This window comes from Psychrobacillus sp. AK 1817 (assembly GCF_008807035.1).
GTDB classification, from domain to species: Bacteria; Bacillota; Bacilli; order Bacillales_A; family Planococcaceae; genus Psychrobacillus; species Psychrobacillus faecigallinarum.
Genome location: NZ_CP031739.1, coordinates 4,057,911 through 4,073,157 on the forward strand (window position 1 = coordinate 4,057,911; position 15,247 = coordinate 4,073,157).

The 15,247-nt window shown below is 34.6% G+C and carries 10 protein-coding genes and 1 pseudogene; 9 read left to right on the top strand and 2 right to left on the bottom strand.

The window, feature by feature from the left end:
* Positions 1-7: 7 nt before the first annotated feature.
* A complete protein-coding gene (gene dhaK, locus D0S48_RS20330) occupies positions 8-1,759 on the bottom strand; it encodes a dihydroxyacetone kinase subunit DhaK (RefSeq protein WP_151113601.1) in 1,752 nt (583 codons plus the stop codon).
* A 432-nt stretch (positions 1,760-2,191) separates the two neighbouring features.
* Between dhaK and D0S48_RS20335 the strand changes: the two genes are divergently transcribed.
* The 5 genes from D0S48_RS20335 to D0S48_RS20355 all read left to right on the top strand — a co-directional run bounded on the left by D0S48_RS20335 (position 2,192) and on the right by D0S48_RS20355 (position 8,263).
* Positions 2,192-3,415 (top strand): DUF819 family protein, encoded by a 1,224-nt coding sequence (locus D0S48_RS20335; RefSeq protein WP_151113603.1) that lies wholly within the window; start codon positions 2,192-2,194, stop codon positions 3,413-3,415.
* A gap of 121 nt (positions 3,416-3,536) precedes the next feature.
* Positions 3,537-3,872: a PadR family transcriptional regulator gene (locus D0S48_RS20340; RefSeq protein ID WP_144535586.1), complete on the top strand. Its 336-nt coding sequence runs from the start codon at positions 3,537-3,539 to the stop codon at positions 3,870-3,872.
* 1 nt (position 3,873) lies between these two features.
* On the top strand, positions 3,874-4,707 hold the full coding sequence (locus tag D0S48_RS20345; protein WP_144535588.1) for a permease prefix domain 1-containing protein: 834 nt from the start codon (positions 3,874-3,876) through the stop codon (positions 4,705-4,707).
* Between the two features lie 523 nt (positions 4,708-5,230).
* Positions 5,231-6,412 (top strand): NupC/NupG family nucleoside CNT transporter, encoded by a 1,182-nt coding sequence (locus D0S48_RS20350; protein ID WP_144535590.1) that lies wholly within the window; start codon positions 5,231-5,233, stop codon positions 6,410-6,412.
* A gap of 603 nt (positions 6,413-7,015) precedes the next feature.
* Positions 7,016-8,263: a dicarboxylate/amino acid:cation symporter gene (locus tag D0S48_RS20355; protein WP_144535592.1), complete on the top strand. Its 1,248-nt coding sequence runs from the start codon at positions 7,016-7,018 to the stop codon at positions 8,261-8,263.
* A 236-nt stretch (positions 8,264-8,499) separates the two neighbouring features.
* On the opposite strand, the gene D0S48_RS20360 is transcribed toward D0S48_RS20355, so the two are convergent.
* The gene (locus tag D0S48_RS20360) at positions 8,500-9,504 is read right to left on the bottom strand and encodes a nucleoid-associated protein (protein ID WP_151113605.1); all 1,005 of its coding nucleotides are present in this window, start codon (positions 9,502-9,504) and stop codon (positions 8,500-8,502) included.
* A gap of 392 nt (positions 9,505-9,896) precedes the next feature.
* Between D0S48_RS20360 and D0S48_RS20365 the strand changes: the two genes are divergently transcribed.
* The 4 genes and pseudogenes from D0S48_RS20365 (at position 9,897) to D0S48_RS20380 (ending at position 15,243) form a co-directional block, all read left to right on the top strand.
* A complete protein-coding gene (locus tag D0S48_RS20365) occupies positions 9,897-10,802 on the top strand; it encodes an HNH endonuclease (protein WP_144535596.1) in 906 nt (301 codons plus the stop codon).
* Between the two features lie 604 nt (positions 10,803-11,406).
* Positions 11,407-12,005 (top strand): annotated as a pseudogene (locus D0S48_RS20370) (YitT family protein).
* 146 nt (positions 12,006-12,151) lie between these two features.
* A complete protein-coding gene (locus D0S48_RS20375) occupies positions 12,152-13,747 on the top strand; it encodes an amidohydrolase (protein WP_151113607.1) in 1,596 nt (531 codons plus the stop codon).
* Positions 13,748-13,779: 32 nt separating this feature from the next.
* The gene (locus D0S48_RS20380; protein WP_151113609.1) at positions 13,780-15,243 is read left to right on the top strand and encodes an alanine/glycine:cation symporter family protein; all 1,464 of its coding nucleotides are present in this window, start codon (positions 13,780-13,782) and stop codon (positions 15,241-15,243) included.
* Positions 15,244-15,247: the final 4 nt, after the last annotated feature.

Here is a 15,247-nt window from a genome sequence, read left to right on the forward strand (position 1 = left end):
TTTTTTTCTATTTAATGGAACGAGCAAGCTCGCTAAAAATGACCCCTAATCCAAAAGCACCTGCATCTGGATAACCAAGACTTCGTTCACCTACTGTTCCAGCACGACCCATACGAGCTACAATGTCTTTGGTCTTTTCTGCACCTAAGACTGCAGCAGCAGCTCCTTGTTCAAATGCTCGCTTAAATGTTGTGCTAGATGAACTGCTATCCATCCATGAATCTGCACAAGGTATTAACGCATCAATCAATGTTTTATCTCCAACTTCTGCCCCTCTACCAAATGAACGCTCTCCAGTCGATTGAATTCCTTTCACTGCCTCTTGTAGCATTTCAGCAAACTCAGCTATAGTTAATTCCATCTTGCCATCTGTTATTTTTCCAGCCGCACGGAAAGCAGAGCCCCAAATTGGTCCTGATGCCCCACCGCAATACTCCATAATAACGAGAGAGCATGAGTGTAAAAAGGAACCGATAGTAAGTTCGGGCTGTTGAATAATATCACTCCATTCTCGCTTCAATTGCTTGAATCCTTTTGCAACACTCATTCCGAAATCTCCATCTCCAGCATGAGAATCTAACTCACAGAAAGGTACTTCATTATCTATTATTACTTCACTCATTTTATCTACAAGGTAGATCATGTTGGGTAATGATAATCTTTCATTTTGAATCACAGAAAAACCTTCATTAGTTTCTGTTTTAAATGAGACTGGCTTTTCGCTTTCTTCCTCAATAACTTCAATATATTCGACGGAATCAATCGGTCCAACTATTTTAAAAGAGGGTGTATCACTAGGACTAGACAGTAAGTTTTTTAATTCATCGTCTAACTTCATGAAAGTAAGGGAGGCACCAGCCATATCAATGCTTGTCATATAATTGCCTACAAAAACGCGATTCACCTTAATATTTTTACGTGATAGCACTCGTACAACTGAATTATTTAACAAATACAATTCCTGTAGTGGAGTTGCACCAAACCCATTGACTAATACCGCAATCTCATCCTTTTCATTCACGCCGAGGTCTTTTAAAAGGTCCATGGTCATTCGCTCTGCCAATTCATCTGCGGAAAGCATTTTCTCTCTCTTTATTCCTGGCTCACCATGAATTCCTACTCCGTACTCTATTTCATCCTCTGCCAATTTAAAGGTTGGCGTACCTTTTGCAGGTACAGTACAAGAGGTAAGAGCTATACCTATGCTCCGTACGTTAGCTGCAGCTTTTTCCGCTGTCTTTTTAACCTCTAATAGTTCTCTACCTTCTTCGGCAGCAGCACCTGCAATCTTATGAACGAAAACAGTACCTGCAACTCCGCGTCTACCTACAGTATAAAGACTGTCTTCTACTGCAATATCATCATCTACCTTTACGTATTCAACGTGAATGCCATCCTCAGAAGCTAAAGCAGCCCCATTTTTAAAATTCATCATATCGCCACTATAATTTTTAAGAATCATCAAAAGACCTTTTTGACCAGCCGTAGCCTTAATGGCTTGATAAACCTGTATTTGAGAGGGTGAAGCAAATATATCTCCACACACAGCAGCATCCAGCATACCCTTACCAACAAATCCAGCGTGGGCGGGCTCATGTCCACTACCGCCACCACTAATAATACTTACCTTGTTGTCATCGATAGCTTTCTTTTTAATAATTTTGTACTTCTTTAAAAATTCTAGCTCTGGATGTGCTAAGACTAATCCATTACACATTTCCATCACAAGGTTTTCAGGTTGGTTCATGATTTTTTTCATATGTATTGCTCCTTATATAACTAATTTAGTTCTGCATTAATGTAGCATACTAAATTATAATACAACTATTGAAAGCTATCCAATAACTCGAGGGAAATAAAATTTTGAAAATTTAAATATTACGAATATAATAGAATTAAAGAAAAAGAAAGTTGGTGTTTTCTAGAGGGTAAGTATAAAACATAAAATTTATATTCAAATGAGTTAAATTCATAATTCCAATAATTATAAAGAACACGAACAATCGAGAAGAGAATAATGATATCTAAATGCTGTCAACGAGTAAAATGTAATTGATTTACGCTTTAGGGGGACGCTTTCCGTGGGGTGAGTGATAAGCCATCACCGCCTGCAGCTCCAATTACTCGTAGAGCAAAGCTCGTGTTTACTGGTAAAGTACTATTATGAAATTAACTAAACTAGGAGGAATTTATGGGAAATACACTAATCCAAGCAGATGACACACTTACACTTTGGGGAATCATTGTTATCGTTGCTTCATTGAGTATTTTTTTGGAGCAGAGATTTAGCTGGGCGGCGAAAATAACTGGTGCCATTATCGCTTTATTGATAGCCATACTCTTATCTAACACGGGGATTATACCAACTGAATCCGCTGTTTATGATTCGGTATGGAGCATTATTGTTCCACTTGCAATACCATTACTATTATTTCATGTGAATATTAAAAAGCTGTTTAAGGAAAGCGGCAGACTTTTAATGATATTTTTAATAAGTTCGGTAGGTACTGTTGCTGGAACAATTATAGCATTTTTTATATTAAAGGATCATATACCATTACTCAATAAGCTGGCTGCTATGTTCAGTGCTAGCTACATAGGTGGAGGGGTTAACTTTGCAGCAATGTCTGCTAAGTTTGAAACGCCGGGGGAGTTAGTTTCATCGGCGGTAGTTGCAGACAACTTAAATATGGCGCTTCTTTTTGTTATATTAATGGTTATTCCTACTATGCAATTTTTCCGTAAAAAGTATAAAACACCACATATAGATGAGTTAGAATCTCAAAGTAATAAGGATCAAGTAAATCAGTCAAAAGCCTATTGGAAGGCGAAGGAGATATCCCTAAAGGATATAGCTTTGTCGGTAGGAACGGCGTTTGCATTAGTTATTTTAGCTAAAAAGGTATCTACTTGGTTTGATACTCTTATTCCTTCTGGAGAAGATGTAAACTTTCTACTAAACCTGTTAAACGGATTAATAGGAGATCAGTATTTAATGTTAACGACATTCACTTTCCTAGCTCTTTTACTGTTTCCTAAATTCTTCGATTCATTAAGTGGGAGCCAAGAAATTGGAACCTATCTCATACATATTTTCTTTGTAGTGATTGGTATTCCTGCTTCAATTCCATTAATCATAGAAAATGCACCGTTATTGCTAATTTTTGCTTTTATCATTGTAGCAATCAACTTAATCGTATCTTTGGTAGGGGCGAAGGTCTTTAAATTTGAACTTGAGGAAACACTGTTAGCAGTAAATGCAAATATCGGCGGTCCCACTACAGCCGCAGCACTGGCAATTGCAAAGGGATGGAGTAATCTAGTAGGACCAATCTTAATTGTTGGAACACTGGGATATATAATTGGAAACTACGTGGGTACTTTCTTAGGACTGTGGTTAGAGGGCTTTATGTAAAATAATTTTATAAAAATAGCATTGCAGTCGCAATGCTATTTTTTTTGGTTAGTACAAAATAAATAATACCTTGCATTATTAGGTAATATAATTTATAAATAATAGTAAGGTGGTGTAAAAAATGGAAATAAATAAAGAGGTGTTGAAGGGGCATATTGATACACTCATATTATCTCTGTTACAGAAAAACGATCGCTATGGATATGAAATCGCTAAAATCGTTCGAGAGAAAAGTAACAATCTTTTTGAACTAAAGGAAGGAACACTTTATTTGTCTTTAAAAAGATTGGAGAAAAACAATTGGATAGAGTCCTATTGGGGTGATGAACAAGGGCCCGGTGGAAGAAGAAAATATTATAAGCTTACTTCCCTTGGAGAAGTGGGCTACAAGGAAAAATGCAATGAATGGTTATTTGTAAAAAAAATAATGGATTCTTTTTTGGAAGGAGGAGATTAATTTGAAACAAGTAGATTTATTTGTTAATTCTGTTTATCAAAACACAAAAGGAAATAAGAAAGAGATTCTTGAAATGAAAGCTGAGATGAGAACTCATTTATTAGAAGCTGTCCATGATTTAAAACAAGAAGGTATAACTGAAGAGGAAGCTGTTAAAATAGCCATATCCAGATTCGGAGAGGAAAAAGAAATTCGTACCATTCTTGGTGAAATGTTTAAAGCCCAACAAGTATTTGCTAAATGGATTTTATATTTATCACTAGCTTTCCTTGTTTTATTTTTATCGGTTTTTGGTTGGCTTTGGCAAAATGCAGAAGAGCAATCGTCTCAAATATCTAATGTAGCAACAGAGATAGCAACAGTTTTAGAAAACAAAACTACTATTACACCTGAAATGATAATGGCGATAGAGAACTCTATAATAAAAACTGATTTCATAACTACTGTTAAGATATTTGATGTGAGGGGAGTCAAAGAGGGTGAGAAACCTGGCGACTACTCGAATGTATTTGAATATGTTGAAGAAGCAACTCCAGACTATAAATTTAATCAAGCAGTTTGGTCCCCTGAATGGCTAAAGCCAGCCTTTTATCCATATGGGAATGGAGATGATCAGTGGTTCGTTAGTATGGAGCAAAGAGTGTTTAGTAAAGTGATGACAATCATTTTATTTGTGGGAGTAACAATCTATTGGACTTTGTTCACAATTTGGGCAACCATCAACGCTTATCATCAGAAGAGGTTAAATATTGCTTGGATTATCATATTTGCTTTATCGAATATTTTTGGCTTTTTAGTATATTATCTAGTTGGTAAAAGAAAAGTTATGGCTTAAAAAAATTTAAAAATAAACCTATAGAGGAAGAATGATGTATGGCAAATACTCATTCTTCCTTTGTTTTTGTTGAGAAATTTGAACTAATATATACTCTAATATTCGAAAAAAGACTAAATAACTAATTCGTTTATATCAATTCAAAGGAAAATTTAGAATATTAGGCATTTAGTCATTCTAAAGATTTTAAAATATCAATTATTTGACTTCTATAATATTCGCAATGTAGAATGACAAAATGACGTAAAAGTATCAAGAGACAGTGAAGGTATAATGTTGGTTTTTAAAGGAAATCTCATTCGAATTATTTGAAAGCGTTTTTGTTTGCTGTCTTACAAGATAAGTGAAACGAGCAGGCAAAGTTAAGTCAATAAATATATGCATTTCACATCATTTTGAAAGCGGTCACAAATGGTTTTCTAAAAATTTATAATTTCTTCATTTGATACCTTGATGCTAAGACGAGCTAAGAAAATACAACAAGTTGTATAATCAAAAAATAATAAAAATTGAGGTATAGAGAATGTCAATTTTAATAGGAATAATAGGATTAATTGTAGTCTTTGGATTAGCTTACTTAATTAGTAATGATAAGAAAGCGATTAATTTTAAAGCTGTTGGAGTTATGTTAGTTCTTCAAGTCGTATTAACTTTAATCATGTTCAAGACAACTGTGGGACTGACTGTAATAGAAGGTATTGGTAATGGTTTTACAAAAGTTATTAATATAGGGCGTGAAGGGGTAAACTTCGTAGTTGGAGGTTGGGTCCCAGAAGGCGGCTCAGTATTCTTTATAAATGTATTAGTAATTTTAATTTTTACTTCTATGTTACTTTCAGTTTTAACTTACTTACGTGTCCTACCACTTATTATTAAATATTTGGGAGGATTCCTGTCTAAAATTACAGGGCTTTCACGTGTAAGTACTTTCCATGCTGTAAATAATATTTTCTTCGGTCAATCAGAAGGAATCTTAGCTATTAAATCACACGTACTTAAAATGGACAAAAACAAGTTGTTTGTGATGACAATCACATCTATGGCATCTGCATCTGCATCCATTATGGGTTCTTATATCACTATGTTACCTGCTAAGTATGTTTTAGGTGCAATGGCTCTAAATGCATTGTCAGGTTTGATTATTGGTATAATTATTGCTCCTGACTCTTCTAAGGAAGAAGAAATTATCGACATCAAAGAAGCATCTCAAGCAAAATCTCTATTTGAATCTATCTCAATGGGAGCATTAGATGGAGGTAGAGTGGCCTTAATTGTAGCAGCTATGCTAGTTGCTTACGTAGGATTAATGGCGTTAATAGACGCAGGGTTCCAAGCTGCGATCGGTTTAACGTTTACGGAAATTTTAGGATATGTATTTGCGCCGATTGCTTGGTTAATGGGTGTACCTGCAAGCGAAATTTTAGTAGCCGGTCAAACGATGGGTACGAAGCTTGCAACTAACGAATTTGTAGCAATGCTTCAATTCAGAGATCAAATTCCTAATCTTTCTGAGAAAACAGTTGCAGTAGTTTCGGTATTCTTAATTAGCTTTGCGAATTTCAGTTCTATTGGAATAGTTAGTGGCTCTCTACAAGCTATCAACGGAGAAAAAGCTTCTATCGTTTCAAAACATGGTCTTAAGTTATTAGTCGCTTCTACCATGGTTTCTTTCTTAACTGCAACCTTAGTTGGGATATTTATTTAAGCTTCAATCTTAAATAGCGTCACTCTCTTTATTGGGAATGATGCTATTTTTTTATAAAGATGTGTATCGAACTAAGATATTTATTTAACATAAATGAAGGAACCAATAGATTTCTAATTTTTTTATTATTTTTAGATTAGATTGTAGTTAATTGTGGTACTTATATATTAGTAAGTATAGATTTAGTTGTTATTGGAAGATTATTGGTTTTTATGGAAATTTAGCATTACAAAAATTAGTTACTCGTTGATTCTAGGTGATAATACAATATTGTAAAGTTGGCTGAGTTAATTTCATAAATAGCACTTTACCAATTAAATATGCACATTTCTTATTTGTTCATTGTAGCGGAGGGTGGTGTTGGCTTATCGCTCACCTCAATGAAATATTTTATATTGCTAGAAAAGCATGTAATTGTTCGTGTTTTTTCATAAAAACAGAAATTATGAAATTTATTCAACTATAATATTTTTACATAATAATTTGTCGGAAAAATTACTTAATGCAGAATACTTCAACTAGAACAATGAATAATCTATTTAGCTAATATTCTATTAAGCTGCCAATAATTTTTTGATTATATATTTAGTAAAGGGTGATTGAATGAAATTAGCAACTAGGATATTGTGGGCTTTAGTACTTGGTGCGGTTGTCGGAGTAATTTTAAATATCGTAGCACCAGAATTTTTTAAAACGGCAGATAGTTATTTGTTTACACCACTAGGAACAATCTTTTTGAATCTTATTAAGATGTTAATAGTACCTTTAGTATTCTTCTCAATAGCTGTAGGGGTTGCTAATATAGGAGATCCAAAATCGTTAGGGCGTATGGGCGGAAAGGCAATGCTTTTCTTTTTAGCAACAACCGCTGTAGCGATTACTATAGGGATAGTATTAGCACTTGTTTTCCAACCAGGGAACAGTGAAAACTTTGATGTAGGATCAGTTGAGTACGAAGCTGCAGAAGCACCACCAGTTTCAGAAACATTGCTTGGAATAATTCCAGCTAACCCTGTTGAAGCAATGGCTAGTGGAGATATGCTACAAATTATTTTCTTTGCGGTATTTATTGGTTTAGGAATTAGCTATTTAGGAAGCAAAGTGGAAAGTGTCCAAAGGTTTATGGAGCAGGCAAATGAATTAATGATGTTTTTAGTGACATTAGTGATGAAGTTTGCACCAATTGGCACATTTGGATTACTAGCTTCAGCTGTAGGGAAGCAAGGTTTTGATGCTCTAAAAGTAATGTTTATGTATATGGTAGTCGTCTTTTTAGCATTACTAGTTCATTCAGTTATCGTCTATGGTTCCGCACTTAAGCTTTTAGCTAAACAAAATCCGTTGAAGGTCATTAAAGAATACTTACCTGCTTTAACAGTGGCGTTTAGTACTTCTAGTAGCAGTGCGACCTTACCAATATCTATGGAGATTGCACAAAAAAAATTGGGAGTGCCAAAAGGGATCAGTAGTTTTGTTCAGCCTTTGGGGGCGACAGTTAATATGGATGGAACAGCAATCATGCAAGGGGTTGCGACAATTTTTATTGCTCAGGTATATGGAGTAGATCTATCGTTTGTCCAAATGCTTACAGTTGTTTTGACAGCAGTGCTTGCTTCAATCGGTACAGCAGCTGTCCCAGGGGCTGGTATGATTATGCTAGCGATGGTGCTAGAGTCTGTTAATCTTCCCGTGGAAGGGATCGCATTAATCATTGGTATTGACCGATTACTTGATATGACAAGAACAATGGTCAATTGTACAGGTGACTTAACATGTGCACTTTATGTAACTGAAAGTGAAAAGAAACATCAGAAATCTAGAACAGTGGAATCTACTTCTACGATTAATTAAGTAATAATATAAAAAAGCTATTTCAAGGATGAATAATCACAACTTGAGATAGCTTTTTTTGTAGATTTAATGTTATTAACTCGAGCGAGGAGAGGAATTGACATGGCAAGTATAATGGGTTATTTCGCTGATTCCTAGGAAAGCTATCACGATTATTTTATCCCATGTAATACTCTGTTAAAATTATATTGTAGCTTGAGCAGTCTCTAGCTTTTCTCAGCAGTGACAATATAATTCTATACTTCCTCCTGAAAATAAATCTTATAAAACTTTCGCTTGGTAACCTCATCATAGCCAACTTCTATAAGCTGATCTACTTGATCAATATCCCGAACATTCACTTGAATTTCAATGTTGGAATCCAGCTTAATTTTTCGCTTATAAATTTTTTCTGACTTAGCAATTGCACTTTCAGATATGACAGTTTCATATGGCTTCACCGAATTAACTATAATATCTTTTTGAGTTTGATCTGCATTGTCAAAAACCGTTTCAATATATTCGTCAACTTCAAATGTTTCTTCATTTCTAAAGTAATCAAGCGTTTTGTTTAGTAGTCCAAGCTTTTCGGTATTCGTGAAGCTCTCTTCTTTAACTATTAGTTTTTTGCATTCTGTTAAAGCTAAATTAGTTTTATGGAAGTGTTCATCTGCCACTCTAATATTCAGAAAACGTTCCTGCCAGTAAACAACATCTTCCTTTTTCTTTGTTTTCATGAAAATTGCAGGGGCTGCATCTGGACCCATATCAATGATTACTGCTATATTGTTGATTTTCCTTACGTTAATCCCATCTACACCGTTTACTATTACTTTGTCTTGTTCATTTTTAATATCTAAATACATCTCTTTTTCATCAATTTTAACGATAGCAAGAGCTTTTTTAGTCTCTGTATTCCATATGCAGTTTTCAAACAATCCAATAAATAATTCTCCGTTTTTTATATTAGGATGCTGAGAAACGCTTTGTAGATGAACTGCAATATTTTTTGATTGCTCTAGGAAATTATTTTTGTTATCAAAAATGCTATTTAAATATGTGTAAACTTCATTTAGCCCTAGGTCTGTTTGATGGAAGAAATCATATTGTTGCTCAAAATCTACTTTGTTAAATGCCAATTGTGTGAATGCAGCCTCTAGCATAACTTCTGGTTGTAAATATATTTCGTCACCTAAAACAAGTGAATCGCCTACATAATGCACTATATATCGATCTAACTTACTTTCATTTACTTCTAACACTTCTTCACCTTCTATATTAGAGTTCTAGATATTCTACCATATCATATTCTAGAAGCTATTTTCATATATTTTTTTCACTTATTTTTGTTAAAGGATGGTAAGAGAAACCTGTTTCCTTAAAAGTATTAAATCCAATGAGCAAAGACTTATAACCGTTCGCCCTTTGTTTCAGTATTTTCGTCAAGCGAATCCGATGAATCCCCCTAAAGATAGGTGAGAGAATAACCGCTAGCTGCTCTTTTCAACAAAGACAGTGTTCATATATCTTATAGCGAAGGCGGCCTTCTAACTAAATCAATCTAACTAAAATTGGAAGACAGTTGATCGTATAATGCATTGATAATTTTTTGCTATAATATATATATGGATTAAGAGAGTAGAGGTACATATATATGAATTTTTATATCGTCATGCAAGGACAAACGTATATAGAAGAAAAAGAAAATAACATTATTTGGTCTAAACAGGTCGATAAAAGTGGTATGCATCCACATTTTTGGGAGCGAATGAAGGAAGTCAAAGCAGGGGATTGTATTTTTCATTACGTAAAAGGTGACATTGTAGCTGTCAGTATTGCTAAAAAAGATTGTTACGAAGCAGAAAATCCCTATGATGCTCTTTATAAAAAAGTTGGTAATAAGGTAGAAACTTCATACGAGGAACTAAATACTCCATTAAATATTAAGGATAATTTTCAGGAGATAGAGCTATTTCTTCCGATAAAATATTCAGCCTTTCAAGAAAACGGGGATGGTAACCAGGGATATCTTTACCCGTGTAATGAACAATTGGCCATCAAACTTTTAGAGTTAATAGCTGACAACAATGTAAATTTAGAAAAACAGGAGCAGCTTGAATTTGCTATTAGTTCGATTCTATTAAAGGAACCTAATCGACTTCTACAAATTATTGCAGTAATGGAGTCTGAAGCAAAAGTAAAAATTCGCAAAGGACTTCAGAAATTTAAGCAGACGCTTTCCCCTATATGGGATAACCAATGTGCTATATGCAACATCGACTCTCCTGAACTATTACATCCTTGCCCATCAAAACCTTGGAAGGATAGTACTGAGGAAGAAAGGCTAGACCCTTATAATGGAATATTGCTTTGTTATAATCATGAGGCTTTATATGAGAAGGGGTATATAGCATTTGATGGTCAAGGAAAAATCCATATTTCTGCCCGTATAGAAGAAAGGGATTACGATAAATATCGAATTCATTCGAAGATGCGCATTAATAGAAAAGAAGAAAATAAAAAGTACTTTAAATGGCATAAAAAAAATGTATTAAAATAATCGGCTTTCCATCCTGAAAAGGATGGAAAGCTTTTTTAGATAGAGGATAGGGCAATTTTTTTTGACTAGCCTATCTTTGATATTACAATTTTTCATAGAAATATTTGACTTTATGATGGAATAAATAGAAAATTATGTATACATTATTTAGATTTAAAAATAGCATCTTGCATCAAAAGATATATTATTCATTTTGTAAATTGCTTTAGGAGGTTAGTTCAGTGACGAGCAGTCAAGAGATATCATCTTAAAAAATTCTGATATCTAATTATGCAAAAAAAGAAGGGGGTTTATGGAATGGAGAAAGATCTTTATTCTCCAAGTTTATCAGGGGAACAATTCAAAGTTAATATCCATTTTCGGTGCATACTATCAGTGCGATTGTATCTAATTACTTCTCCTATTAATAGGTTAGCTAGTGACTATCACAGCTAGCCTTTTTTAATTGAGTTAATATCTTAATAGCATCTTATCTACAACACACAAATATAAATCTCTTTCTATTTGGTTTATTAGCCTATATTCCGAATAACGATTTGAAATTAGACATTTTGTCCTCTTTCCAATCATAAATTAAATACATATCCAGACAGTGGAGGTTAATATGTATTTATTTAAAAAGGGTTTAGTTATTATTTTTGGCAGTATCTTTATAGCCCTGGGTATCAATTTGTTTTTAGTTCCCTATGAAATACTAGATGGTGGAGTCATAGGTATAGGGTTAATTTTTAACTATTTGTGGGGAGTTAAGACTGGTGCGACAATTATTCTATTTAGTATTCCCATCTTTGTTGTCGCTTGGTATAAATATCGAGAATATTTTTATAACAGTCTACATGGAATGATCATTTCTTCTTTCTTTATTGACTTATTTAAACCATTTAGTCAGCTAGTGATCTTGGAATCTGTTCCTAGTGCTTTAGTTGGTGGGTCACTAGTGGGAATTGGTATAGGTTTTATGCTTAGATATCGGACAAGTACTGGGGGACTGATTTAGTTGCACAGTTTATAAGTGCAAAGACGGGTGTAAACGTAGGTATAAATATTTTTGTTATTGACTCACTAGTATTAGTTGTAGGTGGATTATTGCTGTCTATGGATTCCTTTTTGCTTTCAATCATGACCATTTTGTCTGTTGCTCTGTCAACTAGTCTCATAGCTAGAAAAACAAAACCCCATCCTAATTCACCTATAACAGCATAGTGTTTTAGCTATAGTAGATATATTTCTACCTAGTTCTAATCTGCTCTTCTTAATAAATTCTATAATATAAATTGAATTAATTTTATCTGAATATTAAAATAAATTAATAGAATCAAATTATGATGAAAAGGGGAGAGAAATGTCATATGAGAATAATGTATACAAACGGAAATATTTTTACGATGAATTTAGAAGAACCTCTTGTACAGTCTATAGTAATCGAAGATGAAGAAATTATAGATTTAGGAACCAATGAAGACATGATGCTTCAATGGGGAAGGGATAATACAACAGTCATAGATTTGGACGGTAAATATGCGTTTCCAGGGTTAATAGATAGTCATTTACATATTTCGAGCGTTGGTATTAATGCTCAAGAGCTAGATCTGACAGGTATAGAGTCAAAAGAGAAGCTTCTTAATGTAATAAGCAATAAGGCCAGGTTAATTCAACCTGGAGAATGGATATTAGGGAGGGGCTGGGATGAGAATATATTTCCTGATAAACAAATTCCAACAATTGAAGAACTAAACTATGTCTCACCCGACTCTCCATTATTTCTTCCGCGAGTTTGTGGTCATGCATTTCTAGTGAATACAAAAGCTCTAGAGCAAAGTGGTTATCATGATAAGCTGTCTGTACCGTATGGAGGAACAGTAGTTACAAGCACCGAAACAAATAAACCCACTGGACTATTACTTGAAACTGCTTCTACTATTATTACAGATCGTATTCCTATTAAAAGCTATGAACAGCTTAAGCATGCTGTAAAGTGGGGGCTGGAGGATGCTTTAAGAGTTGGTTTAACAGGTATTCATACGAACGACCCAACTTACTTGAATGGTGCTAAGCAAACTTACAAGCTATTTAATGAACTAATAAATCAAGAGGGGATTGGTCCTAGAAGCAATCTTTTAATGGACTATAAATACCTGGAAGAATTAAAGGATGCAGGAATGTATGCAGGGTATGGAAACAATAAAGTGATGATTGGTGCTATAAAGTTCTTTGCAGATGGTGCATTGGGAGGTAGAACGGCACTTTTGTCCGAGCCCTATGCAGATAGTTCAGGTAATTACGGGAACGCTATGTATGAGAAGGAAGAGCTATTGCAACTAATGAGAAATTGTAGAGAATTTGATATGCCGATAGCTGTCCACACCATCGGTGACCAGGCTTTGATAGATGTTCTGGATAATCTCGACAAACTGAAGCCAGTTGCCTACAGGGACAGATTGATCCATGTGTCTATTCTAAATGACCAATTAATCGAACGATTAAAAAGTCCTAATCGCATAATCGATATACAACCTAGATTTGTACCAAGCGATTATCCTTGGATTGTTGATAGGTTAGGAGAGTCAAGAGCTAATTTGTCTTATCCATTTAAAACGTTGCTAGAAAAAGGTGTCATTACAGCCGGAAGCTCAGATGCACCTATCGAACCGTTAAATCCCTTATTAGGAATTCATGCAGCTGTTACCCGTAAAAAAATTGGGGAAAATCATAATGGTTATAATGAGGCAGAAAAACTCTCCATGTATAAAGCCTTTAAAATTTTTACGGTAGGGGGTGCCTATGCTACGAATGAAGAGAATATGAAAGGAACGCTAGAAAGAGGAAAGCTTGGAGATATGACAGTACTCAACAAAAATCCATTTAGTATGGAATGTGCAGATGAACTTTTAGAAACAGAAGTTGAGATGACAGTAATTGGCGGTGTTATCAAGTACAGAAAGTAGCGTATGTAAATAATTTAATAGGGGGATGAAGCATGGACGCGATATTAGAAACAATAGTAGGCTGGCTTTGGGGTCTTCCACTAATTTTCACGGTCTTGTTTGTAGGAGTTTACTTTTCAATTGGTAGTAAACTATTCCAATTTGGTTATTTGCCTCATATTTTTAAGGTGACTTTCGGCGATTTATTTAAGAAAAGAGATAAATCAGAGGATTCTAAGGGTATACTGACACCTTTTCAAGCTGTAAGTACAGCTATTGGTGGCAGTGTCGGTGTAGGGAATATAGGTGGAGTGGCAACAGCTATAGCAATAGGAGGACCAGGTGCTGTATTATGGATGTGGCTTACTGCATTGCTAGGGATGATTACTAAAACTGTAGAGGTAACTCTATCGGTTTATTATCGCAATACCGATGAAAAAGGTGATCCTTTTGGAGGACCTACTTATTATATGGAAAAGGGACTTGGTGAAGAAAAAAACTTTAAATATTGGAAAGTACCAGCTATACTTTTCGGAATTGGAATTTTTACTACATTCTTTATCACTCTTCAAAATTATACGATTTCTGAGGCATTAAGCTCTTCTTTTGATATTGGTATGATTCTAGCTTCTTTTATTTATTTAGTTCTCATTTATATTATTATCTATGGTGGGATTAAACGTATTGGTGAAATTGCTAGTAGACTCGTTCCATTTATGTGTATTTTCTACGTATTGGCAGGGCTGTTTATAATTTTTAAGAATTATTCGGAGATCATTCCGGTGTTTAGTTTAATCTTTGAAAGTGCCTTCACTGGTATCGCTGCTGTAGGTGGATTCGCTGGAGCGGCAATTGCCCAAGTAATTCGGATGGGGGTAGCTCGTGCTGTCTACAGTAATGAAGCGGGCTGGGGAACTTCTCCAATGATTCACTCTACAGCTAAAACGAGTCATCCTATTAAACAAGGAATGTGGGGCGCAGTGGAAGTATTTGTAGATACAATCATCGTTTGTACTATTACGGCATTTACAATCATTATTACTGGTGTTTGGTCATCTGGACTGGATGGTGCAGCCTTAACGCTATCTGCTTTTGAAATAGGGATTGGTGAATTTGGTAGATACGTTATCACTATTTCAATATTTCTTTTTGGCCTGACTACATCTACTGGTTGGTATACGTATTATGAAATTCTATTAAGACACGTCTTTGGAGATGAGAAGAAGTTAACGTTAAAATATAAGATTTTACTATGGTTTAAATGGCTTTACCCAATACCAGGGTTTTTAATGGTTGTGTATGCGGTTACTTATAATCTACCAGGTAAAGCGGTATGGTATTTTGCGGATATCACTACAGCAATTCCAACCTTTGTAAACTTAGTTGTCTTGTTATTTTTAAGTAAAAAATTCTTTGAATTATTAAGAGACTATAAGGCTAGATATTTAAACATAGGTGTTGTAGACCCTAACTTTAATGTGTTTTATGAGGACAGATTAAAAAAGAAAAACAAATAAACTT

Bases quoted from the DNA above. Each gene is read 5' to 3' on its own strand.
- D0S48_RS20335 (WP_151113603.1), top strand. From the start codon at position 2,192: ATGGGAAATACACTAATCCAAGCAGATGACACACTTACACTTTGGGGA.
- D0S48_RS20350 (WP_144535590.1), top strand. From the start codon at position 5,231: ATGTCAATTTTAATAGGAATAATAGGATTAATTGTAGTCTTTGGATTA.
- D0S48_RS20375 (WP_151113607.1), top strand. From the start codon at position 12,152: ATGAGAATAATGTATACAAACGGAAATATTTTTACGATGAATTTAGAA.
- D0S48_RS20355 (WP_144535592.1), top strand. From the start codon at position 7,016: ATGAAATTAGCAACTAGGATATTGTGGGCTTTAGTACTTGGTGCGGTT.
- dhaK (WP_151113601.1), bottom strand. From the start codon at position 1,759: ATGAAAAAAATCATGAACCAACCTGAAAACCTTGTGATGGAAATGTGT.
- D0S48_RS20380 (WP_151113609.1), top strand. From the start codon at position 13,780: ATGGACGCGATATTAGAAACAATAGTAGGCTGGCTTTGGGGTCTTCCA.
- D0S48_RS20365 (WP_144535596.1), top strand. From the start codon at position 9,897: ATGAATTTTTATATCGTCATGCAAGGACAAACGTATATAGAAGAAAAA.
- D0S48_RS20340 (WP_144535586.1), top strand. From the start codon at position 3,537: ATGGAAATAAATAAAGAGGTGTTGAAGGGGCATATTGATACACTCATA.